The sequence below is a fragment of the Gordonia sp. VNK1 genome (assembly GCF_040049135.1).
GTDB classification, from domain to species: Bacteria; Actinomycetota; Actinomycetes; order Mycobacteriales; family Mycobacteriaceae; genus Gordonia; species Gordonia oleivorans.
This window is the reverse complement of the sequence record NZ_JBDZDJ010000002.1, coordinates 35,533-60,295: the sequence shown is the minus strand read 5'-3', so window position 1 is coordinate 60,295 and position 24,763 is coordinate 35,533. Positions and strand designations below refer to the sequence as shown.

Sequence of the window (24,763 nt, the reverse complement as noted above, 5' to 3'; positions counted from 1 at the left end):
GACGCCGAGCACTGGAGCAGGTCGGGCGACGATGCGCCGGAATTCGCCTCGCTCAGCCGGCGCGGCGCCGGCCACCCGGACGCAGCGAGGCCACCCGCGCCACGGCGTCCGTCAGTGCGAAGTCCGCGTCGGCAGCCTGACCCTTCACATCCCCGTTGAGGCCGGCCACCACGACCACCGCCGCGGCGATCGACTCCGAATCCCACGCCCGGCCCTGCGCCTGGGCGTTCTTCACGCGTTTCGGTGACATGCCGAGTTCGGCGGCCGCGGAGGCGTCGACGTTGCCCAGGGCCCGGACCCGGGCGATGGCGTGCACGGCCTCGGCGAGCGCATCGGCGAGGAGCACGCGGGGGACACCGTGATGCATCGCCCAGGCCAACGACTCCAGCGCTCCCGACCGATCCCCCGCCACGGCCTTGTCGGCCACCTCGAATCCCGTCACCTCCGGCCGGCCCTGGTAGTACAGACGCACCGAGTCCTCGTCGACCTTGCCGCCGGTGTCGGCCACCAACTGACTGCACGCCGCGGCCAGTTCTCGAAGCTGAGCCCCCACCGACTCGACGATCAATTCCACGACGTCGTTGGACACCCGCACCCCCAGGGTGCGGAACTCGTTGCGTACGAAGGCAATCCGCTCCGACGGCCACCGGGGCGCGACACATTCGTGTTCGACGGCACCGGCCTTGCGCAGATCGCCGGCCAACGCCTTGGCCCGGCCGCCGCCGGTGTGGATCACCAGCAGGGTGATGCCGTCGGGCAGAGCGCGTGCCGTCTCGGCGATCAGCGCGGCCGGTTGTTTCCCCGCCTCGGCGGCGGACTCGATCACCACGATCCGCTCGTCGGCGAACAACGACGGACTGAGCAGTTCGGCCAGCTCGGGACCGGTGACATCACCGGCCCGCACCCGGGTCACGGGCACGTCGACCCCACTCGCCGCCGAGCGTTCGGCGGCGACGGCGTCGACGACGCGGCCGGTCAGGAAATCGTCGTCGCCGGTGAGCAGATGCAGACGTTCGGTCACGGCGCCCATCGTGCCAGACCGCGCCGACACCGGGCGAGGGCTCCTCGCCCCACCGCAACGCCATGCGGTGCACCGAACCGGATGAGGACCGCCGCCACCACCGTGGCCACCCCGACCCACAGCGCGCCCATCGCACCGTCGGGCACCTCGAACACCGCCCACCGCAGCCCACCGAGGTGACGCGCGCAGCCGATCAGCCACCACATCTCCGGTGCCATCGTGCGAATCAGGAACTCCGAGACCATGATCGGCAGCCCGTCGTCGACGCCGAAGGCACCGACGACCGCCGCCGACGTGCCCACCAGCCCGATCACCGCCACCACCGGCGCCACCGCCACATTGGCCACCACCGACACCACACTCACGGTCCCCGTCAGATACGCGATCATCGGCGCGGACACGAGTTGCGCGGCGATGGCCATCGCCGCCAGCTCCGCCACCCCGGCCGGAACCCGAATTCGCCGCAGTCCGTCGCGCAATCCCGGCGCCAGCACAACCAGTCCCGCGGTCGCCACCACCGACAGCACGAATCCCGGTTCCCTGGACAACTCCGGCCACCACAACACCGCACCGATCACCGCGGCACCGAGCGCCGGCAACGCCTGCGCGCGCCGCGCCGACAGCACCGCCAGCAGGCCGACGGCGCCCATGATCGCGGCACGCAGCACGCTCGGCGACGGCCGCACCAGAATCACGAATCCGAGGATCGTCACCGCCCCCGCGACGGCGACCACCCGGGGCGAACCACCCGCGAGCCGCACGGCCACGATCACCACACCCACCACCAGCGAGAAGTTGGCGCCGGAGACGGCCGTGAGATGGAGCAGTCCGGCGGCGCGGAAGTCCTCCCGCAGATCCTCGGACACCGCGCTCTCGTCTCCGAGGACGAGCCCGGGAAACAGTCCCGACGCGTCGGGGGCCAACGCACGGGACGCGCTCTGCTGCAGACGGTTCCTGATGTGGGAAGCGGCCCGCTGCAGCGGCGGCGGACGGCCGAGGAGGTGGGGCGCTCCGACCGCGTCAAGTCGGGCCACCGACAGGGTGGCGGGGCGGGGTGGACGCACCGAGACCACCACCTGCAACCGCTGTCCGGGCACCAGCCCCACCCAGTCCTCGGTTCGTCCGGTGAGTTCGGCACTCGCCCGCCGGACCGGCCGACGGGCCAGGGTCTCGATCTCGACCCGGGCCCGGATCCGTCCCGCCGCCGCCGGACCGAACGCGGTCGGATCCTCACGCAGCGTGATCACCATCGTCGTCTTGCCGTGCACGTCGGTGACGGGGTGACGATCGGACACTTCCAACCGCAACGCGATGGCAGTCGCGGCGCTCACCGCCAGTCCCGCACAGATCACCACGGGGCCGACGAGATCCCACCGCAGGGTCCCGGACCACCACAGCCCGGCCATCACGACCCCGCCGACCGCGGCGATCACGGCCACCGTCATCGCTCCGGCCGGCGAACACGACAGGCAGAGCGCCGTCACCGCCCAGACCACCACCGCGGGCCCCACCAACCGCGCATCCGCGTCCCGCATTCACACGGTGACCAGATCGCGCAGCTTGGCCAGGCGGGCCGGACCGATTCCGTCGACCTCGCCGAGCTGATCCACCGAAGAGAATCCCCCACTGCGGCTGCGCCACTCGATGATCGCCTTGGCGGTCACCGGCCCGACACCCGGCAACGCATCCAATTCGGTTTCCGACGCCGTGTTCAGATTGACCAGCCCACCACCGGACGCCGTCGCACCCGACCCACCCGCGCCGGAGCCCGGTGCCCCGCTTGATGCGGTCCCGGAATCCGTTGCGCTCGAAGCGGTTCCCGCGCCCGACACGACAGCACTGCGCATCGTCATCCGACCTTCCGGCCCGGCATACCCGACCAGCACCTGATCGCCGTCCCGCAGCACCTGCGCCAGATTGAGCGACACGGTGTCGGCACCCGCGCGCGCACCGCCCGCGGCCGCGATCGCATCGGCCACCCGGGCCGAGGAGCGCAGCGTCACCAGTCCCGGACGGTGGACGAGCCCGACGACGCTGACCACCAGGGTGGCCGTCGGCGTCGGCGGTGCCACCACCTCCGAGGATGCCGAGGCGCCCGGTGACGCCGGCGCCGGTGCCGGCGGTGAACTCGCCCCCGGTGCCGGGAAGTCCACGGCCGGGGCCGCTTCCGATGTCCGAAGAAGTCCGAATCCTGCTGCGGCACAGGCGATGATGCCGATCAGAATGATGGCGATGGCCGCCGGGGGCGCCACCGCGAACCGCCGCGCCGGCGGATCGCCGTCCGGCTCGTCATCGTCGTCCCGCCCGTCGGGATCATCGAGGTCACCGATCCCGAAACCGGTCGGACCGGGCGACGACGACAACGGCGACGACGAACGAGGCGATCCGCCGGCCGGGGTCAGCCAGGCCGGCGTCGCCACCACGGGCCACCCGTCGCCATCACCGCCCGGGCCAGGCCCCGCGTCACCATCCACATCTTCCTCGGTGGAATCATGTTCGGGCGCAACATATTCTGGAGGAACATACTCTGGAGGCACGTACTCTGGAGGCACATGGTCGGGCTCGCCGTGGTCCGGTGCACGATAGTCCGGCACTCGGGAATCCGCATCGCCCGGATCGGGGCCGTCACCTCCCGCCGCTGCGCGGCCGACCACCTGCCGGGCGGGGACCGCGGCCAATCGATCCAGCGCGGATCGGCGTCGAGGGTTGCGGTGACCGCCATCGCCGCCCGATCGAGGGATCTGTGCCGAATCGCTCATGGCGACGACGGTAGGAGATCACCCTCGCCCCGATCGTGCGGATTCCGCCCGGCCCGCCCGATCCTGTGGACGCAGGCCCGATTGTGGACAGTCGCTCGTCGCGCAACGCGGTGCCGTCGGTGTCAGGACAGGTCGTCGGCGCCCACGATCGGGTCGAGATGGCTGGTCAGCACCACCCCGACCGCGCCCGGCCCGATGTGGCTGCCGAGGATCGGTCCCAGATCGACGGTCAGCTGAGATGTCACCCCGCGGAGTCGACCGCGCAGCGTCTCGGCGACCTCGGCCGCGAGGTCGGGGGCCTGACAGTGCTGGATACCGAGGGTCATCGGGCGGCCGTCGGCGAACTCGACGGCGGCGTCGACCATCCGCGACATCGCCTTCGAGAAGGTACGCTGCCTCTCCCGCAGGACCAGCAAGCCGTCGTCGATCGCCAGGATCGGTTTGATCGACAGGGCCGATCCCAGCAGTTTGCTGGCCGCGCTGATCCGTCCGCTGTTGCGCAGATTGTCGAGATTCTGCACACAGATCATCGACTCCGTCACCGACGCCTGCCGGATCGCGGCCTCATACACCCGGTCGCGATCGTCACCGGCCGCGGCCCCCTGAGCGGCCCCGATGGCCGCGAACCCCAGTCCCAGCCCCACCGCACGCGAGTCCACCACCCGGATCTGCCCGGGATACTCCTCGGCCGCCAACCGCGCCGCACTCCAGGTGCCGGACAAGCGCCGCGACATCATCACCGCCACCACACCGTCACCTGCGCCGGCGTCCACCGCCCGGCCGAATACCTCGGTCAACTCCCGCGGATTGGCACCCGAGGTGGTCACCCCGGCACGGGTGATCAGGTCGTCGGGGATGTCGTCGACGCCCTCCCGGAAATCGTCGCCGTCGAGCGCCAAATGCAACGGCACCACCGAGATCCGGTAGTGATCGGCCACCGCTTGCGGGATCCGCGACGAGGAATCTGTGACGACAACGACAGGCACCCGTCTACGTTAGCCGGTGCATCCACACCCGCTGTCGACGGTGCAGATCACCGCGGCACCCCCGGACATGACGCACCCGCCTCATCGGCGGAGTGCGGTCTCCGCGACCGCGGCGACGGCGTCGGCGATCTGACGATGGCAGTCGAAGCCCCAGTGGATGCCGTCCGGATTCATCTCGGCCGCCGGATCGGCGAAGGCATCACGGGTGATCGGATGGAGATCGACGATCGGCAGGTCATGCTCACGAGCCCACCGTCGCATCGCCGCGGTCGTCGGGATGCGCCCCGAATGCACGTGGCCGTAGTACGGGCTGCGATGCGTCGACGGCAGACACACGACGATGGGCAGATCGGGCCGCAGATGAGACAGTGCCGCACGCGCCTTCTCGAGGTACTCGACGGTGACACGCGGCGGCAACGCCATCGGCCACCCCACGCGGGAGGCCCGCGGTTGCACCCACTGATAGCCGTCACGCACCACCTGCCGCAAGCGCGCCGGGCGCACATAGCGAATCTGCTCCCGCAGCGCCGTCGGCAGCGGCGACGGCAGACTGTCCATGCCACCCACCGCCAAGATCGCCACCCGGGCGCTCGGGACCGCCGCCCAGATGTTCGGGTCCTGCGTCAAAGCCCACCAGATGTCACGACTGGTCCAGCCGACCCGACCGAACAGGCGGGTCCGCAAGCCGAGCCGTCGCCCCACGATCGACGGCCAGATGCGCTCGTCGTCGGCGGGCAGCCCACCGGCAGGACCGTAATACGCCAAGGAATCCGACAACACCAACAGCCCGGACTCCCCGACCGGACCCGTCCGCCGGTCCCCCGTCGACACCGACGTCACTGGATCGCCGAATCGGCCACCTCGGCCGAGGCATTCCAGACATCCAGACGCCACTTCGGCGGTTCACCCGCCGGACCGTGACCCGACAGCTGCACCCAGCTCGTGTTGGCCAGGCCGCCGAGCACCGGCCACCGCGCCACCGGCAGATCCAGCAACGCCGCCGTCAACGCCGCGATGATCCCACCGTGGGCGACCAGCACCACCGGACCCTCGCCCGACTCACCCGTACCCCAATCCTGCGCTGTCGCAACCAGTTCAGCCACCACCGGCACCGACCGGGCCGCCACGTCGACGCGACTCTCCCCACCCGGCGGACGCCACGTCGCATCGTCACGCCACACCGCACGCGCACCCGGCATCGCCGCATCGACCTCCAGATGCGTCATCCCCTGCCAGTCACCGAGATGGGTTTCACGCAACCGCTCGTCGGTGCTCACCTCCAGCCCCGTCGCCCGCGCCAACGCCTCCGCCGTGTCCCGGGCACGACGCAGATCCGACGACCGGATGCTGATCGGATTCTTCTCGGCCAGAGCCGAAGCGACCGTTTTCGCCTGCTGCACACCGAGTTCGGACAAATCAGTGTCCAACTGTCCCTGCATCCGGCTCGTCGCGTTGTACCCGGTCTGGCCGTGCCGCAACAGAATCAACCGACGCACCACCGGCGTGAGTCGTTCGACCGAGGTATCCCCCTGGTCGGGATCGCCGCTCACTGTCCGGAACCGATCTCGGGGTCGGACACCTCGGTATCGGACACCTCGAGGTCGGACACCTCGGTATCGGACACCTCGAGGTCGGACACCTCGGTATCGGACTCGGCGGTATCGGACTCAGCGGCGATCTCGACAGTCGGACAGTCCTTCCACAACGCCTCGAGCGCATAGAACGCACGCTCGTCGCTGTGCTGGATGTGGACCACCACATCGATGTAATCCAAAAGCGCCCAACGACCTTCGCGAGTACCCTCGCGGCGCACCGGTTGATATCCGGCCTCGCGCATCTTGTCCTCGACCTCATCGGTGATCGCATTGACCTGCCGCTCATTGTCGGCGGATGCGATCACGAACAGATCGGTGATGACGAGCTGCTCGGACACATCGATGACCGACACGTCATGGCCGAGTTTGTCCTCGGCGGCCAACGCGGCCACCCGCGCCATCGCCAATGCCTCCGGTGATGCAGTCACACAAGTCCTTTCACTGCGTTGCACTCCACTGCCGTCGGCGCCGAACACCCGACGACCGATACTTCCGTCACGGCGCCGACACCCTCGGCGAGTTATTCCGGAGCGGACGGTACAACCGACGTTTCGCGATGTATTGCACCACACCATCGGGCACCAGGTACCACACCGGGCGGCCCTGCGCCGCCCGCTCACGGCACTCCGTCGACGAGATGGCCAGGGCCGGGATCTCCAGCATCTGCAGGGTATCCGGCGGCAACTTCTGCAGATGCTGGGCCAGATGGCTGGCATTGAGCTCATATCCGGGGCGAGACACACCCACAAAATTCGCGAGCTCGAACAATTCTTCCCAGTTCTGCCAGCCCAGAATCGACTCCAACGCATCCGCACCGGTGATGAAGTACAACTCGGCATCGGGCAGGATCGCCCGCAGATCACGCAACGTGTCGACCGTATAGGTGAAACCCTCCCGATCGATGTCCACCCGACTCACCGAGAACCGCGGATTCGACGCCGTCGCGATCACCGTCATCAGATACCGATCCTCGGCCGGACTCACCGACCGGCTGTGATCATCCTCGCCGGACGCCGTCGCAGCGCCATCAGACCCATCGGCCCCGCTCGCTCCGCTCCCGGCGTCGGCCACACTCGACCCGCTCGCTCCGCTCCCGGCGTCGGCCACCTTCTGCCACGGCCGCCCCGTCGGCACGAAGATCACCTCATGCAGCGAGAACCGGTGCGCGACCTCACTGGCGGCCACCAGGTGACCGTTGTGGATGGGATCAAACGTCCCACCCATCACACCGATACGACGGCGCACCTGCGGGCGGTCGGAGGACATGAAGGGTCAGTCTAGCCGGTCGGGCGGCGCGAGCCGCCGATCACGGCGCTCATACCGGCAGCAACTCGCCGATCACCTTCGCCAACTGCGTGGCGTTGCGGCACTCGAACATGTCGATGACCTCGGCATACTCATCGGCGGCGGAGTCGCCGGTGCCCCAGTCGCGCCCCTCCTCCGGGTTGAGCCAGTACGCATGGCGGGCCCGTTCCACCAGCTGTGCCAGCAACTCCACCCGCGCGAACCCGAAGTTGGTGCGGGCATCACCGAGGATCAGCAACGCGCCACGATGGGTCAACGAATCGGCGTACTCGTCGACGAACCCGCGCAGCATGTTCCCGTAGTCGGAGTGGCCGTCGCGGGTGATCAACCGGGCGGTCGAGATCATCCGGTGCATCGCCGCCTTCGCGTCACCGCCGAAGCCGACATCGGCGTCGTTGCGCGGGTCGAAGAGATCGGTCACCTCGTCGACGGTGTCGATGAAGGCGAACACCCGCACCTTGGAGAACTGCTGACGCAGCGCGTACACGAGATTGAGGGTGAACTGCGAGAATCCCGCCACCGACCCCGACACGTCACAGATCACGATCAGCTCGGGCTTGCCAGGCCGCGGTTTGCGGTGCCGCAGGTCGATCGGCACTCCCCCGGTCGACATCGACGCACGCAACGTCGACCGCACATCCACCGCACCCCGATGGGCGCGTCGACGGCGGATCTCCAGACGAGACGCCAACAACCGCGCCAGCGGATCGATCGTCCGACGCAATTGCGCCTGCTCCCTGGCACCCGCGGTGAGGAAGGTGATGTTCTCCGGCAACGACGGAACCGCATACTGCCCGACCCGTTCACGACCATTGCGGCCGGCCATCCGACGCTGCGTCTCCCGCTCGATCGCGGCCCGCACCGCAGCCGCCCGATCCCGCGCGGCGCGACGGAACATCGGTTCGGTACCGACCTCGAGATCGGCCGGGGCCCCACCGGCCATGGCCGCCGCGATCCGCGCGATCAGGGTCTGCGGATCGATGGACGACAATGCCTGATACGCCGAATATGCTTGACCCCGAACCGATTCGTACCGCCCGAGCTGCTCGACGATCTCGGCGACCATCGCATCGAGACGGCCGTCGGAGTCAGCCTCCGGATCGGCGAGCAACGCCGCCAGCGCATCCCGCGTGGCCGCGATGTCGACCTCACCGTCTTCGGTGGTCGGCAACTCGTCGACGACGGTCCGCGCACCGGGTGCGGCGGGGAACCACAGATCGAAGAGCCGATCGAAGGCCGGACGATGCAGATGATCGTCGAGCAGGGTGGCGGCCAGGCCCTCGCGCAGACTGGTGCGGTCGAGCAGGTCGAGCACCTCCACCGCGCGCGCCGCATCGATCAGATTCGACGGACCCACCACCATCCCGCGGCGACGCAACTCGTCCACGAAGCCCGTCAGATGCGCGATGAACGGCGCGGTCTGCACCTCGGCACCCATCACCGCCTCCGATCCCGAGGTGTCACCCCAGTTTGAGTTCTTTGATCGCTGTCGTCAGATCCGGCCGATGCTTGAGCACCACGCCCAGGGTCCGCGCGATCAGTCCGCTGTCCAGACCCCGCCCGGACGGGGCACCCTCGACGCCGTCACCGACACCGAGGGCCAGCAGCGTGTTCGCCCAATCGATGGTCTCGGCCACCGACGGCTTCTTGCGGATGTCGAGGGTGCGCAGCACGCCGACGACGCGCACCAGTTCCGCCGCCAGCGAATCCGACAGCGCGGGCACCCGGGACGCCAGAATTTCCTTCTCCCGCTTGGCATCCGGGAAATCGATGTAGAGATACAGGCAGCGACGTTTGAGAGCCTCCGACAACTCACGGGTGGCATTGGAGGTCAGCAACACCACCGGACGTCGCGCCGCGACCACCGTCCCCATCTCCGGGATCGTGACGGCGAAATCGCTCAGCACCTCCAGTAGCAGACCTTCCATGTCCACGTCGGCCTTGTCGATCTCGTCGATCAACAGCACCGTCGCCCCCGGCCGCGAGATCGCGGTCAGCAGCGGCCGCGGCAACAGGAACTCCTCGGAGAAGATGTCGGTCTTCGCCTCGGCCCAGTCACGGGTGCCGGTGGCCTGGATGTGCAGGATCTGCTTGGCGTGATTCCACTCGTAGAGCGCGCGGGCCTCGTCGATACCCTCGTAGCACTGCAGGCGCACCAACTCGGCGTCGGTCGCCGCCGCGATGGCGCGGGCGAGTTCGGTCTTGCCGACGCCGGCCGGCCCCTCCACCAGCAGCGGCTTGCCCAGCCGGTCGGCCAGGAAGGTGGCGGTGGCCGTCGCGTCGTCGGCGAGATAGCCGGTGTCGCGCAACCGGGCGGCCACATCGGGAACGCCGGAAAACGACGGCTGCACAGACGATTCGGTGGCAGTCATGACGTCGACTCCCCTCACGCCGGCCGGATGTGGCCGTCGCCCCACACGACCCACTTGGTGGAGGTCAGCTCCGACAGCCCCATCGGCCCACGGGCATGCAGCTTCTGCGTGGAGATACCGATCTCGGCGCCGAAGCCGAACTGCTCACCATCGGTGAACGCGGTCGACGCGTTGACCATCACTGCGGCCGCATCCACCCGGTCGGTGAACTCTTGTGCCGCAGCCAGATCCGTGGTGATGATCGCCTCGGTGTGTCCGGTGCCGTAGGTGTCGATGTGACTGATCGCGGCGTCGATGTCGTCGACGACCTTCATCGCGATATCCAGGGACAGGTACTCCTCCGCCCAGTCGGTGTCGTCGGCGGGTTCCATGTCCGACTCGTCGCCGTGGATCACCACCCCCTGCGACCGCAGGGCCTGGGTGATCTTCGGCATCGCCTCGGCCGCGATCGTCTTGTCGATGAGCACGGTCTCGGCGGCATTGCAGACACTCGGCCGCCGCGTCTTGGCGTTGAGGACGATGCGTGTCGCGACGTCGACGTCGGCGAGGGCGTGAACGTATACGTGGCAGTTGCCGGTGCCGGTCTCGATCGTGGGCACCGTGGCACCCGCCACCACCGCCTGGATCAGGCCCGCACCGCCGCGCGGGATCACCACGTCGACGAGCCCGCGGGCGCGGATCAGTGCGGTGACGCTGGACCGATCCTCGCTGGGCAGCAACGCCACCGCATCCGGGGTCACCCCGTTGTCGCGCAACACCTCCCGCAGGATGCGCACCAGTTCGGCGTTCGACGACGCCGCCGACGACGATCCGCGCAGCAGCACCGCGTTGCCGGATTTGAAGGCAATGCCGAAGGCGTCGACGGTGACGTTGGGCCGCGCTTCGTAGACGATGCCGACCACACCGAGCGGCACGCGTTCCTGACGCAACCGCAGCCCGTTGGGAAGGGTCTTGCCGGCGATCACCTCACCGATCGGATCCGGTAGAGCCGCCACCTGCCGCAGTCCACCGGCGATGCCCGCGACGCGTTCGGGCGTCAGGCGCAGCCGGTCCAGGAGACTGTCCTCCATACCGGATTCCTGCCCGCGCTCGAGATCGTCGGCGTTGGCGGCGACGATCGACTCGGTGGCCGCCTCGATCGCATCGGCAGCGGCGATCAACGCCTCGTTCTTGGCGATCGTGGTCAGCCGGCCCAGCGATCGTGACGCGGACTTGGCGGCCTTGGCCAGCGCGGTGACCTCCTGCTCGACGTCGGTGTCGGCGGGGCTCACGGCGGGTGCGCTCATCGGTTCCTCCCGGGGGATCTCGCACGGTCGGGCGCGGACTATGTCGACCACCAGACTACGTGCGGTGTGCCCCTCACCCAACGACGACCCCGACTCCCACATTCCGGTGTCCACACCGACGCGATCGGGTCAGTCCTGCACCCGGAAGACCCGGCTGTGCCATCCGGTGGCGCCGTCGGGGATGGGCGGCACCCGATCCTCCGGTTGAGTGGCACCGGTGGCGTCGGTGGCCCGGCATTCGACGGTGTGCAGTCCCGGTGCGGCGTCCCACTCCCAGGACCATTGCCGCCACGTGTCGGTGGAGTACTCGCGGGCGAGCGTCGCCGTCTGCCACGGTCCGCCGTCGACGCGGACCTCGACCCGACGCACCCCGCGATGCTGTGCCCACGCGGTACCGGCGACAACCACCGGGCCGGGCGGCAGGACCGCCAGCGGGGCCGGCCGGTCGATGCGGGAGGCGGTCTTGATCGGCGCCCGCACGCCCCACCCGCGTCGCGTCCAGTAGGCCTGCGCCTGATCGAAGCGCGTGATCTCCCAGTCGACCACCCACTTGCATGCCGAGACATAGCCGTAGAGGCCGGGAATCACCTGCCGCACCGGATAGCCGTGTTCCAACGGCAACGGCTCACCGTTGAGTCCGATCGCCAGCATCGCGTCACGACCGTCACGGACCGCCGACAGCGGGGTGCCGCCCGTCCACCCGTCCACGCTCGTCGACAACAGCATGTCGGCGTCCGGGTGGATCCCGGCCCGCTCCAGCAGCGGCCGCATCGCGTACCCCAGCCAGCGACCGTTACCCGCCAGGTCTCCGCCGACCTCGTTGGAGACACACGTCAGGGTCACGATTCGCTCCATCGCCGGTAGTGCGGTGAGGTCCTCCCACGTCAGTGTCACCTCCTCGTCGACCATGCCGTGAATCCGCAGCGACCACTCGTCGGTGGTCAGCGACGGCACCGCGAGCGCGGTGTCGATGCGGTAGAAGTCCGCGGCCGATGTGAGGAAAGGGGTGGTGCCCGGCACACCGATGTCGACGCCGTCTCCGATCGGCGGCGCCGGGTCGGCTGCGCCGGGCAGTCGTAGTCTCATCCGTTCGGCCATCGCGCCACCGGCAGCCGAGATCGCGCGCACCGCATACTCGGTGGCCGCGATGGCCCCGGCCAGTACCACCGCCACGCCGAGGAATCGGCGCCGCGACCATCCGGCGGCAATCCTCGGATGCCCGCCACAGGTGTCATCACCGGTGTCGTGCCCGGCCGCACCCCGCGCAGACCGGATCGCCGACCGGCCGAACAGCAGCAGGACCACCGCACAGACCACCCCCGAGATCAGCGGCGGCAGCACATAAAGCCAGGTGCCGGCGGGACGCAGTACTCCGGCGGTCACTCCGACCGCGGTGAAGGCCCCCACCAACCCCACCGCCACGACCGGAGCGCGGGGGTACACCAGACCGGCGACGGCGGACAGCACGACGACGGCCGCACCGACACCGATCAGCAGCGCGATCTTGTCGTGCACCCCGAACGTGTCGATGGCCCACTCGCGGGCGAACGCGGGTGCGTGGTCGACCAGCAGCGCCCCCACCACGCTGATCGGTGCGGCCCGCGGCGCGACCAGGGCCGCGAGCAGATCCCCGACCGCCAGCCCCGCGCCCACCGCCAGGACACCGGCCACCGCGGCGCGTGGCCGGCTCACCTGTCCGGCCGGCGGCCGGTCGTGCTGCGTGCCGTGCACATCGACTTGTCGGGTCATGCCCGGGCATTCGACTGCCGACACGGCTCGGATGGGTCGGGCGCCGGGCCGGCGACCCGGGCGTCGATGTCGGGAGATTCTCGTCGGTGACCCATCCGCCCGCCGCCGCCGCCCGAATCACCGTGTGAGACCGGCCAACAGGCCGGCCTCACGTCCACAGACGGGAATCTCCCATGCGTTTCACATCATCCACCCGGATCACCATGGCCGCAGCCGCTCTCGTGCTCGGCGCCGGACTCATCACCGGCTGTTCCAGCGATTCCGATTCGTCGTCGTCAACCGGCGACATGTCGTCGATGACGGGGATGTCGTCGATGCCCATGTCATCGATGCCGATGTCGGGCTCGGCGATGAGCAGCGCCGCCCCCGCCGCGGATCTCGTCGGAAGTGGTTGTGCCGCTTACGCTGAAGCCAACCCCACCGGTCCGGCGTCGGTGGACGGGATGGCGACGGCCCCGCTGGCGACCGCGGCAGCCGCCAATCCGATGCTGAAAACCCTGACACAGGCCATCTCCGGCGAGCTGAACCCACAGGTCAACCTGGTCGACACCCTCAACAACGGGCAGTACACGGTCTTCGCACCGACCGATGACGCGTTCGCCAAGCTGCCCGCCGCCACGGTCGACAGTCTCAAGACGGACTCGGCGATGTTGACCAAGATCCTGACGTATCACGTTGTGTCCGGCCAGGTTCCGCCGTCGGAGATCGACGGTACCCACAAGACCCTGGAGGGTCAGGAGGTCACCGTCACCGGGTCGGGTGACGACATCAAGGTCAACGACTCCTCCTCGGTCGTGTGTGGTGGGGTGAAGACCGCGAATGCCACGGTGTACCTGGTCGACACCGTGCTGATGCCCCCGAACTGACAAGGCCCGTCGTGGCCGGCGCACCGAGGTGGCCGCGCCGGTCACGGCTTCTTTCAACTCGATTGTGGCTCAATCGGATTCCTGCTCAACAGGAATCCGGCTCGGCGTGATCGCCGCGATCGCGCCGCAGGACGTGGTGACGCGGATCGTCGATCGGGTTGTCCGGCGGGATGTCTCCGGTCGCGACGATCCGGAACCCGGCCCGCTCACAGGCCCGCCATGATCGACGATTCGCGGCCACGACCGCGACGACGACGCATGGGGCGTCCGGGTATCTGTCGAAGGTGTCGCGGGCCGCGGCATCGATCATCGCGGCTCCGACGCCGTGACCGCGGTCGGCCGGTGCACCGACGAGATAGTCGAGGGTCCGGGCGCCCACCGGAAGGTCGGGAAGCAACCGACGGAAGTGCGCCTCGTCCTCGGGGTAGTCGCCGACACGACTGCGTTGTACGAGACCCACTGCCCGCCCGTCGATCTCGGCGACGAGGTCCTCGCCGGGCTCGTCACCGTCGACACCGGCACCGAAGTCGCGTTCGACCGCCGCGAGGTCACTGTCGTGGCACCACCAGCGCGCCACCTCGGGATCGGCCAGCCATTCGCCGAGCAGGCCGAAGTCGACGCGGGTCAGGCGGCGGAAGGTCCATCCCATGGAGAGGTTCCATCCCATGATCCCGATGGGACCAGATCATCGCCGTCGGCGACGACGTTTTGCGCCGACAGGTTCTCAGCAGTCCTCGAGTGCATCATGCAGCACCTGCACCGAGCCCGCATCCAGCGACAGTCCGTATCCGGCGGACACCTCGACGAACTGGACCGAGTAGCGGCACCGGAACCCCGAGAGTTCCGGCATCCAGCGGGCGGGTTCGGAATCGCTCTTGTCCTGGTTGGATGCGGCATCCACCGCCACCAGGTTCGCCGGGTCGTTGGCGAAGTCGGCGCGGCGTCGCGCCGGCCATGACCACGCTCCCATGTCCCAGGAATATGCCAGCGGGACAATGTGATCGATCTGCACCGCGCCGGCGGCGCGGTCACGCCGGAAGGTGACGTGGTCGCCGGTGTAGGGGCTACGGAACTCACCGGCGAGCACCGCCGCCGGGCAGCTGCGCACCGCGCCGGTGGTCTGCTCGGCCAGGTCCCGCGCCAGGATGTCGTTTCGTGTGTCGCACCCGTTACCGCCGCCGGTCACCGACACCGCATCACTCCACGCGGCCCCGAAGGCGGTGCGTTGATAGTCGTCGCGGGAGGGTCGCTGCGCGAGGATCGGCACACCGGCCAGGACGGTGAGCGCGTGCTGGGCGGCCGCGCGGAGTCCGTCGTCGGCGGGTGGTCGGTCGAGGTTCACCGTCACCGCGACCGCGACCGCGGTGCCCACCACCGCGATCAGAACGGCCCAGCGCCGAATCGGCCAGCTGATCTGCGGGGTGCTCAGCCCACTACGACTTGTCCAGGTAGTCGATCTTGTCCGCCACCAGGATCGAACTGACCAGCGCAGCCATCTCGCGGTGGTGGCGCAGCGTGAGATCCTCCTCGACCACCTGCTGCGCGAGGGCCCGTGCGTCGGCGAGGACGTCGCCGTCCTCGAGCAGCGACAGGAAGTGCAGTGACGTCTTGGCGCCGGACTGCAGCGAGCCGAGGACATCACCCTCCTTTCGGTGCATCAGGTCGATCCGGGCCAGTTCGAATCCATCATTGGTCGCGGCGACGGCCTGTAACCGTTGCATCGACGGAGATTGGGGATGAATCCGGGTCATCAACAGGCACAGCCCCGGTAGTCCCCCGCGTCCGACGCGGCCACGGAGTTGGTGTAGCTGGCTGACGCCGAACCGCTCGGCGTCCATGATGACCATCGTCGTCGCGTTCGGGACGTCGACACCGACCTCGATCACCGTCGTCGACACCAGGATGTCGATCTCGCCGCGCGAGAACGCATCCATGACGGCGGCCTTGTCCTCCGACGCCATCCGGCCGTGCAGCAGCCCGATCCGGCGGGCACCGAGCGGTCCGGCGAGGAGTTCCTCGTACTGTTCGACCACCGAGATGGTGTCGTCGTCGGGGGCCGACGCGGCCTTCTTCTTCGGTTTCGCGGGCGCGTCGGGGTCGTCACCGATCCGCGAGCACACCACGTACACCTGCCGCCCGGCGGCGACCTCCTCGTCAACCCGCTCCCAGGCGCGTGCCACCCATGCCGGTTTGTCCGCGGGTACCACGGTGCTGGTGATCGGTTGCCTGCCGGCCGGTAACTCGGCGAGCTCCGAGGTGTCGAGGTCGCCGAACGCGGTCATCGCGACGGTCCGGGGAATCGGCGTCGCGGTCATCACCAGCAGATGCGGCACGGCGCCGTCACGACCTCGCCCGCGCAACCTGTCCCGCTGTTCGACACCGAAACGATGTTGTTCGTCGACGATGACCAGGCCGAGATCGAAGTAGGTGACGTTCTCCTCGAGGAGCGCGTGGGTGCCGATGATGATGCCGATCTTCCCGGTCACCACATCGAGCAGCGTCTGCCGTTTCTCCTTGGTCTTCATCGACCCGGTGATCAGGGCGACGGCGGTGGCACCCTCCGCCGCGTCGATGCGATCCCCGTATCCGAGATCGCCGAGCATCGTGGTTATCGACCGAAAATGCTGCGCGGCAAGAACTTCGGTGGGTGCCATCAGCACGCACTGATGGCCGGAGTCGATCACCCGCAACATCGCGAGCAGCGCCACCAGCGTCTTACCCGATCCGACCTCCCCCTGAAGCAGGCGGTTCATCGGTTCGGTCCGCGCGATGTCGATGTCGATCTCGTCGGACACCGTCACCTGACCGCGGGTCAGCGTGAACGGAAGCCGTTGCCGCAGGCGGTCTTCGAGACCGCCTTCGACCTGCGGGCAGGCCGGCGCCGCGGCGTCGCGGCCCACCAGCCGACGCTGCGCGAGCACCAGCTGGATCGCCAAGGCCTCGTCGAACTTGAGTCGGTCCTGCGCCGGGACGATATCCGATTGGCGATCGGGCAGATGCACCGTGCGGATGGCCTCGTCGGTCGTCATCAGGCCACGCCGGCGCCGCTCGCCGTCGTCGAGGGCCTCCGGCAGCGGCCCCAGCATGTCCAGCACCTGCCGCACCGCCGTCCAGATCTCCCAGCTCTGGATCTTGCTGGTGGACGGGTACATCGGCATGATCGGCCGCTCGAAGATCTTCGCCGGGTTGGGTGCGCCGCCATCGTCGCCGAGACGATCCCGCTCGAATTCCCACAACTCGGTCAGCATCGCCGAGCCCCTGACCTTGCCGTCGGGATCGTCGTCGGTGGGTAGCAACAGCCACTGCGGATGTGTCAACTGTGCTTGCCCGCGAAAGAATTTCACGGTTCCGGCGAGCATCACCCGGGTTCCGGGAACCATGATGCGACCGATGAGATGAGCGTTGAAGAACGTGGCCTCGTACACCTGCCGGTCGTCCTTCACGACCACCTTCAGGAAGCTGCCGCGACGGGTCGTCATCCGCTTCGTGGTGGAACTGACGACCTCCCCGACGATCGAGAGCCATTCTCCCGCTTCGATGTCCTGCGCTTGGGACACCTGCCCGCGCCGCACCCACCGGCGCGGCGCGTACCGGACCAGCGCGCCGACGGTGGTCACTCCGATGGACGCGAGACCGGCCAGCGTCGTGGGCCCGAACACGCCGTCGAGCGGATCCGACAGATCCAGCACTATTCGATCCCGATCTGGATGAGGTCATCGGATTGACCGGTGTCGTAGGTGGCGAGTTCGACGCCGGCGAAGTTACGCCGGAGATGCGCATCGAGCGCCTCGACGACGCCCGGATCGACGTCGGCACCGACGAGGACGGTGACCAGCTCGCCACCGGTGGCGAGCATCAGATCGATCAGGGCCGTCGCCGCCCCGGTCTGATCGGGTGCGATCACCAGCACGTCGGAACCGATGAGTCCCAGGACATCCCCGACGTCACAGGTGCCGGCCAACGTCATCATCCTGACCTCGGCGCGACGCAGCGATCCCCACCGGGCTCCCGCGGCGGCCTCGGCCATCGCGTAGGCGTCGGCGTCGGCCGATTCGCTCGGGTCGTGGACGGCCAGCGCCGCCAGGCACTGCGCCATCGACGACGTCGGCAACGACACCACCGAACGCTGGCTCGATCGGACCTCGGCGGCCACCGACACCAGGTCCTGGCTGGTCATCGCCCCGTTGGCCATCACCACCACGTGTGCGGCGTCGGTGGCGCGGATGGCGTCGGTCAGCTCCTCGGCGGTGACGCCGTCGTCGGCGCGGATCACCGCGGCGCCGGCGTCGGCGAACAACGCCGCCGCGCCCTCGCCCTTGACGATGGTCACGATGGCCCGCTTGTGCCGCGGCGGCGGTTCGGCGGTGTCGACCTGGGAGCGGATGGCGTCGAGCGCGAAACAACTGATCCGGATCTCCGAACACGCGCCGGCGGCGAGCCCGGCCTCCACCGCGCGCCCCGGTTCGCAGGTGTGCACGTGTACGGAGAACCGTTCCCCGTCGCCGCCGGAACTGTCGCCGACGATGACCACCGCGTCACCGATCTCGTCGAGTTCGGCGCGCAGCACCCCGATGGACTCGCTCGCCGCGCGGTCGAGCAGGTACATCACCTCGAAATCCATCTCCGAGGATCCGGTGCACGTGTCCTGATCCGGGTGGCCGGGCAGGCCGCCACCCATCAGGGAGCCGCGGTACCGCCGCCGGCGTGCCGCCACCCCGGTGACCACCAGCACCATCGCGTCGAGGATGACGAGGAAGCCGCGGGCACCGGCGTCGACGACCCCGGCCGAGGCCAACTCGGGAAGCTGGGCGGTGGTCTCGTCGAGGGCCAGGGCGCACTCGTCGGCGACCGCACGGACGAGGTCGGCGGGCGCGTCGTCGGCATGGCGGCTCGCGGTCTCCGCCGCCACCCGGATGACGGTCAGGACGGTGCCCTCGCGGGGATCGCTGACCGCACGTCGGGCGGCCAGACCGGCCAGCCGCAGACCCGCCGTCGCCAGATACGACAGGCTCAGCTCACCGGGCGAGGCGAGTTCCACCGCGTCGGCCACGCCGACGAGGACCTGGGACAGGATGATGCCGGAGTTGCCCCGCGCCGCGGCGACCGCGGCGTCGGCGAGGGAACGGGCGACGAGCGCGAGGTCGGCGTCGGCGGGAAGATCGGCGACGGCCGCGGCGGCCGCGGCCATGGTGAAGGCCATGTTGCTGCCGGTGTCGGAGTCCGGGATGGGGAACACGTTGAGGTCGTTGATCTCGCCGCGCACCGCCTCGAGGCCGTCGGCACTGGCCTGCGCCCAGTCACGCAGCAACTGCGGACTCATCGTGTGCGTCAGGCCGCCGTCGAACGCCGCCACATCCACCTCCTCGATCCCACTGCGGATGAGGCGGACCTGCCGCCCGCCGCCACGTCCGAAGAACTGTGGTCGAGGTTACTCGTGGACTCCGACGTGGCGGTTGCGGGCGCCCGGTGGCGGCCCCGGCGCCGAGCGTCACGGGTGAGGATTTGGTCGGGACATGCGATGCCCGCTATCCTTGCAGGGTTGCCTTGCCGCGAGTCGCGGTGGTCGTTTCGGTTGATGCCCCTCGGGGACGCGCCGATCGCTTCCCATACCGACGGCGGGCCGAGAAGAGAACATCATCCATTTACCCTCGAGGAGTTCGATATGGCTGCCGTCTGTGACGTCTGCGGCAAGGGTCCGGGCTTCGGCAAGTCCGTTTCGCACTCGCACCGCCGCACCAACCGTCGCTGGAACCCGAACATTCAGTCGGTCCGCGTCGAGGTCGCCCCGGGCAACCGGAAGCGCAAGAACGTGTGCACCTCCTGCCTGAAGGCCGGAAAGACCACTCTCGTCTGATCGCCTCTGGTCCTCGGACCAGTGGATATCGTCGCGCAGACCCGACCCACCGAGCAAACGCTCGGCCCGGGGTCGGGTCTTTTGCGTGCCGAGGATAAGGTGACCTGCATGACAGGGACCACCGAAGCACCGACGACGACCGACACCGCGACGACCGACACCGCGACCACCTCACCGGTGACCCAGACCGGATCGGTCCTGACGATCGCCGTGTCGAGTCCGGCCGCCGGAACCTCCCTCGATGACCGTGCCCTCGCCGACGGCACCGCCGCCCTGCACGAGGTGGCCCGCGGCGAACGTGAGGTCGGCGCCATCCTGCTGCGCGGAACCGGTGCGAACTTCTGCGCCGGCGGCAATGTCCGTGCCTTCGCCGCCGCCGAGCACCGCCCGACCTACCTGCGGGGCCTCGCCGACAACTTCCACGCCTTCGTCCTCGCACTGGCCGCCGCCGACCGCCCGGTGGTCGCCGCGGTGAGCGGCTGGGCGGCCGGCGCGGGCATGAGCATCGTCCTGCACGCCGACATCGCCATCGGCGGTCCCGCCACCAAACTCCGGCCGGCCTATCCGGGTATCGGTCTCACCCCGGACGGCGGGATGTCGTGGATGCTGCCCCGCGTCGTCGGTCTGGCGCGCGCACGCGACATCATCCTCACCGACCGTGTGATCGACGCCGAGGAGGCCCTCGCGATCGGCATCCTCTCGCGCATCGTCGACGACACCGAGGTGGCCGCCGAGGCCACCGCCGTCGCCGAGAAACTCGCCGCCGGCCCCCGCTCGGCGCTGTCGGCCACCCGTCGGCTGCTGACCGCGTCGACCACCGATTCCCTCGCCGAACATCTCGTGGCCGAAGCGGCGTCGATCTCGGCGCGCAGCGGCGAACCGGAGGGCACCGAGGGTGTCGACGCCTTCAGCGGGAAGCGACGTCCGGATTTCGGTGCCGCCCGCGGACACTGACGCCGAGACCGGCTTCGGACCCGACTTCCTCGCCGAGCTCGACGTACTGCTCCGGTTGCGTCGCGACGTTCGTCGTTTCCGAGTCGATCCGCTCGACCCGGAACTGCTCGAGTCGATTCTCGAGCGCGCCGAACTCGCACCCTCGGTGGGCAATTCGCAGCCCTGGCGATGGGTCGAGGTCTCCTCGGCGTCGGCTCGTGCGCAGATCCGCGCGAACTTTGTCGCGGCCAACGCCGACGCCCTCGCCGGCTATCACGGGGACCGGGCCCGCTCCTACGCCGACCTCAAACTCGCCGGCCTCGACGAGGCGCCCACCCACCTTGCGGTGTTCACCGACGAGGCCTGCCTGCAGGGTCATGGTCTCGGCCGCGCCACCATGCCGGAGACACTGGCCTACTCGTCCGTCGCGGCGATCCAAACACTGTGGCTCGCGGCGCGGGCCCGTGGGATCGGTCTGGGATGGGTGTCGATCCTCGACGCCGACGCCGCGACAACGACATTGGCGGTGCCCGACTCGTGGCGATTGACCGCCTACCTCTGCCTCGGATATCCCGAAACCACCGGCGAGGTACCCGAACTCGAACGCGTCGGATGGCAGGCCCGTACCGACCCGCACGCGCGCAGGTTCGTCCGCTGAACAACCGGCCCCGGGCGACCGGCGCCGGTCAGGGCAGCCGCCAGTCGACGGGATCGCCACCGAGGTCGGCGAGTTCGTCGTTGGCGCGGCTGAACGGCCGCGATCCGAAGAATCCCCGACTCGCCGACAGCGGCGACGGGTGCGCGGAGATGATCGTGGGAACGTCGGGCATCCACTGCGCCAGATCGGCGGCATCGCGCCCCCACAGGATCGCGACGAGAGGCTCGTCACGATCCACCAGCGCCTTGATCGCGCATTCGGTGACCGCCTCCCACCCCTTGCGTCGATGCGATGCCGACTGCCCCGGGGCGACGGTGAGGACGCGGTTGAGCAGCAGCACTCCCGCCCGGGACCACGGCGTGAGGTCACCGTTGCTCGGACGCGGGTACCCGAGGTCGTCGCAATACTCGGTGTAGATGTTGGCAAGTGACCGCGGAATCGGCGAGACATCGGGCGCGACAGAGAAACTCAGCCCCACCGCGTGTCCGGGTGTGGGGTACGGATCCTGCCCGACGATGAGCACCCTGACCTCGTCGAAGGGTTGGGTGAACGCGCGCAACACATTCTGCCCGGCGGGCAGATAGCCACGGCCCGCGGCATTCTCGTCACGCAGGAACTGTCCCATCGCGGTGATCACGTCGGCCACCGGTTCCAGTGCCCGGGCCCAGCCCGGATCGATCAGTTCGGCAAGGGATTTGGGCGCCATGGTCAGTCGATCCTCCGCAGTGCGGTCCGGTAGTGCGTCGCGTTGTGGAAGTACATGTCCACGTTCAGGTCGATGTGCCCGACCGGAACCCGGTATCCCTCCCGCACCCGAGCCGGAACCCCCAGCGCCATGCAGTGTTCGCCGATCTCGGCGTTGAACGGCACCACCGCGCCGGCGCCGACGATGGAACCCTCCCCGATGCGGGATCCGTTGAGCACCACCGATCCCGACGCGATCAGGCAGTGATCACCGATCGTGGCGCCCTCGATGTGCGCGTTGTGGCCGACCACACATCCCGCACCGATCACCGTCGGGTCGACCGGTGTGCAATGGATGACGGTGCCGTCCTGGATGTTGGTGCGGCTCCCGATGGTGATCGTGCCGTAGTCACCACGTAGGACCGCACCCGGCCACACCGACACCCCGTCGGCCAGTGTCACCGCACCGATGACGGTCGCGTCGGGGTGGACGTAGACGTCCTCTCCCAGATCGGGTACTCGGTCGTCGAGTGCGTAAATCGCCATACCGAGGATCTAATCACCCGGCGAGCGGGGCCTCGCCCACCCCACCCCGGGGTGAGCTCAGCCGAAGGCCTGCCAGCCGTGCATCGTGTCGGCCCGCCGACCGTCGACGGTGACCGACGCCGGCCCCGGCGACACCTCGCCGATCACCACCCAGCCGGATGGCACGGCCGCGGGCGGCAGCGCCGCCAGCAACTGGTGGTCCTCCCCTCCGGTGAGCACCCACTCGTCGGCGTCGGCACCGAGCAGCGCGGCCACGTCGGTCACCGCCGGCAGCCGCGGAATCAGTTCACTGCGGACCGCGAGAGCAACCCCCGACGACACCGACATGGTCACCAGCTCTTCGACGAGGCCGTCGGAGATGTCGGTCATGGCGTGCGCGCCGGCGCGTGCCGCCCGGATCCCCTCGCCGAGATCGGGTGCGGGAACCAGGAATGCCTCGGTGACCGTGGCCCGGGGATCGGCGTCGCGACGCCAGCGCGCCAACGGGGCCGGCCCGGACCGGCCGATCACCGCCAGACCCGCGGCCGCCGCACCCAATGGTCCACTGACGGCCAGCACATCCCCGGCGCGGGCCCCCGACAGCGTGACCGGGGCCAGTCCGTCGAGTGCTCCCACCGACGTGATACCCACCACGATCTCGTCGGCGCCGACCAGATCACCGCCCAGCACACGGGCACCGAGCGCGTGGGCGGCGTCGACGATCCCCCCGTTGAGGTCGAGCAACCATCCCACCCCGATGTCCGCCGGACAGGCCAGCGAGACGACGACGCCGACGGTGCGACCACCCATCGCGGCGATGTCGGCGGCACTCTGCACCACCGCGCGCGCACCGATCTGGGCCGGAGTGGACCACTCGAGCCGGAAATGGCGCCCCTGCACCACCGTGTCGGTGCTGATCACCGTCGGTCCCACATCGAGGACGGCGGCGTCGTCACCCGACCCGATGACGATGTCCGGACCACCGTCGGCGGCCGCTGTGGTGAACATCGCGATGATCGCGCGCTCACCGACCTCAGCCAGCGTCTTGGCGCGGTCGGGTCCGGGTACATCGGGGTCGCGGACGGCGTCGGACGGCACGATGAGCCCCTTCGATTCTGCTGCCGACTCGCCTCCCGCGAGGTTGTCAGCGACAATGTGTGCCAGCAGTGTAGTGGTCCGCGGGTCTGTCTCCCCCGATCGCCACCGCACCGCGGCGGGGTCATCAGCCCGATTCCCGCGACGTGGCAGACATCGAGAGGATGGCCGTGGTTCAGGCATACATACTGATCCAGACCGAGGTCGGACGGGCGGCACTGGCCGCAGCGACCATCGCAGAGATCTCGGGGGTCGCCTCGTCCGAGGAGGTCAGCGGACCTTACGACGTGATCGTCCGTGTGGATGCTGCCGACGCCGCGCACCTGAGCAACGACGTGGTCCCCCAGATCCAGAAGGTCGACGGCATCACCCGGACCCTGACCTGCCCGGTGGTGACCACCGGCCACTGAGCGCCACGAGGCCCGGCGTCGGGGCGGTGCGATGCAGATCCCGGGTCGATCCGGACCGGAACAGTGTGTACGGAGACATGCCCTAGGGTGGGCTGGTGAGTTCTCCCGACACCGGGTCCGGTCCCCGCTTGAGTCCGGCACTGATCGCCACCCTCGTCGCCGTCCCGGTGATGGTCATCGTCGGATTCATCACGTTCGCGGCGATGAAATCGGCCCAGTCGAGCGACACACCCATCGCCTCCTACGCCTCCGCCGAGTCGGCGGTGAGCGCTGATTGTGCGAAACTGCTTGCCGCGCTGCCCAACACCTTCGAGGGATTCGGGTCGAAGTCGGTCAACGGCGACACCGCGACCTGGTCCGGCACCGACGACGGTGACCCGGTGACGGTGCGTTGCGGGGTCGATCGTCCCGCCGAACTCGCCCCGTCGAGCCGCCTGCAGACGGTCAACGGCGTCCAGTGGTTCATCACCGACACCATCGACGGACGGGGCCAGGCCTACGTGTGCGTCGACCATCGTCCCTACGTGGCCCTGTGGGTGCCGGTCAGCGGCGGCAACGCCTCGATCACCGATGTCTCCGCGGCGATCGGCAAGGTGTTGCCGTCGGGCCCACTCGATTTCGGCTGACGCAGACAGGGCACCGCGAGGCGGCGGCACCAGGGTCAG

General features: G+C 69.1%; 25 protein-coding genes. 6 read left to right on the top strand and 19 right to left on the bottom strand.

Translation table 11 applies throughout. The features are described 5' to 3' along the window. Window positions 1-52: 52 nt before the first annotated feature. The 12 genes from holA to ABLE94_RS02135 all read right to left on the bottom strand — a co-directional run bounded on the left by holA (window position 53) and on the right by ABLE94_RS02135 (window position 13,073). Window positions 53-1,030 carry a DNA polymerase III subunit delta gene (holA, locus tag ABLE94_RS02190; protein WP_348807917.1) on the bottom strand — a complete coding sequence of 326 codons (978 nt, stop codon included), beginning with the start codon at window positions 1,028-1,030 and terminating at the stop codon, window positions 53-55. Then, window positions 1,018-2,556: a ComEC/Rec2 family competence protein gene (locus ABLE94_RS02185; protein WP_348806722.1), complete on the bottom strand. Its 1,539-nt coding sequence runs from the start codon at window positions 2,554-2,556 to the stop codon at window positions 1,018-1,020. The genes holA and ABLE94_RS02185 overlap by 13 nt, the downstream gene beginning before the upstream one ends. Continuing rightward, window positions 2,557-3,780, bottom strand: a complete 1,224-nt coding sequence (locus ABLE94_RS26385) for a ComEA family DNA-binding protein (protein ID WP_425476118.1) — start codon at window positions 3,778-3,780, stop codon at window positions 2,557-2,559. Between the two features lie 122 nt (window positions 3,781-3,902). Continuing rightward, window positions 3,903-4,766 carry a DegV family protein gene (locus ABLE94_RS02175; protein ID WP_348806721.1) on the bottom strand — a complete coding sequence of 288 codons (864 nt, stop codon included), beginning with the start codon at window positions 4,764-4,766 and terminating at the stop codon, window positions 3,903-3,905. An 81-nt stretch (window positions 4,767-4,847) separates the two neighbouring features. Then, entirely contained in the window at window positions 4,848-5,597 is a 750-nt protein-coding gene (gene octT, locus ABLE94_RS02170; protein WP_348806720.1) for a diglucosylglycerate octanoyltransferase, read from the bottom strand. A 5-nt stretch (window positions 5,598-5,602) separates the two neighbouring features. After that, window positions 5,603-6,316, bottom strand: a complete 714-nt coding sequence (locus ABLE94_RS02165) for a histidine phosphatase family protein (protein ID WP_348806719.1) — start codon at window positions 6,314-6,316, stop codon at window positions 5,603-5,605. Beyond that, on the bottom strand, window positions 6,313-6,789 hold the full coding sequence (rsfS, locus tag ABLE94_RS02160) for a ribosome silencing factor (RefSeq protein ID WP_348807916.1): 477 nt from the start codon (window positions 6,787-6,789) through the stop codon (window positions 6,313-6,315). Before rsfS ends, ABLE94_RS02165 begins: the two co-directional genes overlap by 4 nt. Window positions 6,790-6,856: 67 nt before the next feature. After that, window positions 6,857-7,627 (bottom strand): nicotinate-nucleotide adenylyltransferase, encoded by a 771-nt coding sequence (gene nadD, locus ABLE94_RS02155; RefSeq protein WP_348807915.1) that lies wholly within the window; start codon window positions 7,625-7,627, stop codon window positions 6,857-6,859. Between the two features lie 49 nt (window positions 7,628-7,676). Then, window positions 7,677-9,104: a vWA domain-containing protein gene (locus ABLE94_RS02150; RefSeq protein WP_348807914.1), complete on the bottom strand. Its 1,428-nt coding sequence runs from the start codon at window positions 9,102-9,104 to the stop codon at window positions 7,677-7,679. A gap of 22 nt (window positions 9,105-9,126) precedes the next feature. Continuing rightward, entirely contained in the window at window positions 9,127-10,038 is a 912-nt protein-coding gene (locus ABLE94_RS02145) for an AAA family ATPase (protein ID WP_348807913.1), read from the bottom strand. A 14-nt stretch (window positions 10,039-10,052) separates the two neighbouring features. After that, window positions 10,053-11,324, bottom strand: a complete 1,272-nt coding sequence (locus ABLE94_RS02140; protein ID WP_348806714.1) for a glutamate-5-semialdehyde dehydrogenase — start codon at window positions 11,322-11,324, stop codon at window positions 10,053-10,055. A gap of 129 nt (window positions 11,325-11,453) precedes the next feature. Next, a complete protein-coding gene (locus tag ABLE94_RS02135; RefSeq protein ID WP_348807912.1) occupies window positions 11,454-13,073 on the bottom strand; it encodes a molybdopterin-dependent oxidoreductase in 1,620 nt (539 codons plus the stop codon). 173 nt (window positions 13,074-13,246) lie between these two features. Between ABLE94_RS02135 and ABLE94_RS02130 the strand changes: the two genes are divergently transcribed. After that, complete coding sequence (locus ABLE94_RS02130; protein WP_348806712.1) at window positions 13,247-13,939, top strand: fasciclin domain-containing protein; 693 nt, start codon at window positions 13,247-13,249, stop codon at window positions 13,937-13,939. Window positions 13,940-14,024: 85 nt separating this feature from the next. On the opposite strand, the gene ABLE94_RS02125 is transcribed toward ABLE94_RS02130, so the two are convergent. The 4 genes from ABLE94_RS02125 to ABLE94_RS02110 are packed head-to-tail and all read right to left on the bottom strand — an operon-like array spanning window position 14,025 to window position 19,259. Next, window positions 14,025-14,606, bottom strand: a complete 582-nt coding sequence (locus tag ABLE94_RS02125; RefSeq protein WP_348806711.1) for a GNAT family N-acetyltransferase — start codon at window positions 14,604-14,606, stop codon at window positions 14,025-14,027. Window positions 14,607-14,663: 57 nt separating this feature from the next. Beyond that, window positions 14,664-15,368, bottom strand: coding sequence for an HNH endonuclease family protein (locus ABLE94_RS02120; RefSeq protein WP_348806740.1), 705 nt, complete (start codon window positions 15,366-15,368; stop codon window positions 14,664-14,666). 4 nt (window positions 15,369-15,372) lie between these two features. Beyond that, entirely contained in the window at window positions 15,373-17,628 is a 2,256-nt protein-coding gene (gene recG, locus ABLE94_RS02115; protein ID WP_348807911.1) for an ATP-dependent DNA helicase RecG, read from the bottom strand. Further along, complete coding sequence (locus ABLE94_RS02110) at window positions 17,628-19,259, bottom strand: DAK2 domain-containing protein (RefSeq protein ID WP_348806739.1); 1,632 nt, start codon at window positions 19,257-19,259, stop codon at window positions 17,628-17,630. Before ABLE94_RS02110 ends, recG begins: the two co-directional genes overlap by 1 nt. A gap of 342 nt (window positions 19,260-19,601) precedes the next feature. Between ABLE94_RS02110 and rpmB the strand changes: the two genes are divergently transcribed. The 3 genes from rpmB (at window position 19,602) to bluB (ending at window position 21,384) form a co-directional block, all read left to right on the top strand. Continuing rightward, on the top strand, window positions 19,602-19,793 hold the full coding sequence (rpmB, locus tag ABLE94_RS02105) for a 50S ribosomal protein L28 (protein WP_020792652.1): 192 nt from the start codon (window positions 19,602-19,604) through the stop codon (window positions 19,791-19,793). A 108-nt stretch (window positions 19,794-19,901) separates the two neighbouring features. Then, window positions 19,902-20,747 carry an enoyl-CoA hydratase/isomerase family protein gene (locus ABLE94_RS02100; RefSeq protein ID WP_348807910.1) on the top strand — a complete coding sequence of 282 codons (846 nt, stop codon included), beginning with the start codon at window positions 19,902-19,904 and terminating at the stop codon, window positions 20,745-20,747. Next, window positions 20,728-21,384: a 5,6-dimethylbenzimidazole synthase gene (bluB, locus tag ABLE94_RS02095; protein WP_348806708.1), complete on the top strand. Its 657-nt coding sequence runs from the start codon at window positions 20,728-20,730 to the stop codon at window positions 21,382-21,384. Before ABLE94_RS02100 ends, bluB begins: the two co-directional genes overlap by 20 nt. Window positions 21,385-21,412: 28 nt before the next feature. On the opposite strand, the gene ABLE94_RS02090 is transcribed toward bluB, so the two are convergent. From ABLE94_RS02090 to ABLE94_RS02080, 3 genes are read right to left on the bottom strand one after another with little or no spacing between them, the layout of a single operon-like run. Continuing rightward, window positions 21,413-22,090: a uracil-DNA glycosylase gene (locus ABLE94_RS02090; RefSeq protein ID WP_348806707.1), complete on the bottom strand. Its 678-nt coding sequence runs from the start codon at window positions 22,088-22,090 to the stop codon at window positions 21,413-21,415. Between the two features lie 2 nt (window positions 22,091-22,092). Beyond that, window positions 22,093-22,614: a gamma carbonic anhydrase family protein gene (locus ABLE94_RS02085; protein WP_348806706.1), complete on the bottom strand. Its 522-nt coding sequence runs from the start codon at window positions 22,612-22,614 to the stop codon at window positions 22,093-22,095. Between the two features lie 57 nt (window positions 22,615-22,671). Beyond that, window positions 22,672-23,694 (bottom strand): thiamine-phosphate kinase, encoded by a 1,023-nt coding sequence (locus ABLE94_RS02080; protein ID WP_425476130.1) that lies wholly within the window; start codon window positions 23,692-23,694, stop codon window positions 22,672-22,674. Window positions 23,695-23,852: 158 nt separating this feature from the next. On the opposite strand from ABLE94_RS02080, the gene ABLE94_RS02075 reads away from it, so the two are divergent. Both ABLE94_RS02075 and ABLE94_RS02070 read left to right on the top strand, forming a co-directional pair. Continuing rightward, window positions 23,853-24,098 (top strand): Lrp/AsnC ligand binding domain-containing protein, encoded by a 246-nt coding sequence (locus tag ABLE94_RS02075; protein WP_348806738.1) that lies wholly within the window; start codon window positions 23,853-23,855, stop codon window positions 24,096-24,098. Between the two features lie 92 nt (window positions 24,099-24,190). Continuing rightward, window positions 24,191-24,724 (top strand): DUF3515 domain-containing protein, encoded by a 534-nt coding sequence (locus ABLE94_RS02070; protein WP_425476129.1) that lies wholly within the window; start codon window positions 24,191-24,193, stop codon window positions 24,722-24,724. Window positions 24,725-24,763 lie beyond the last annotated feature (39 nt).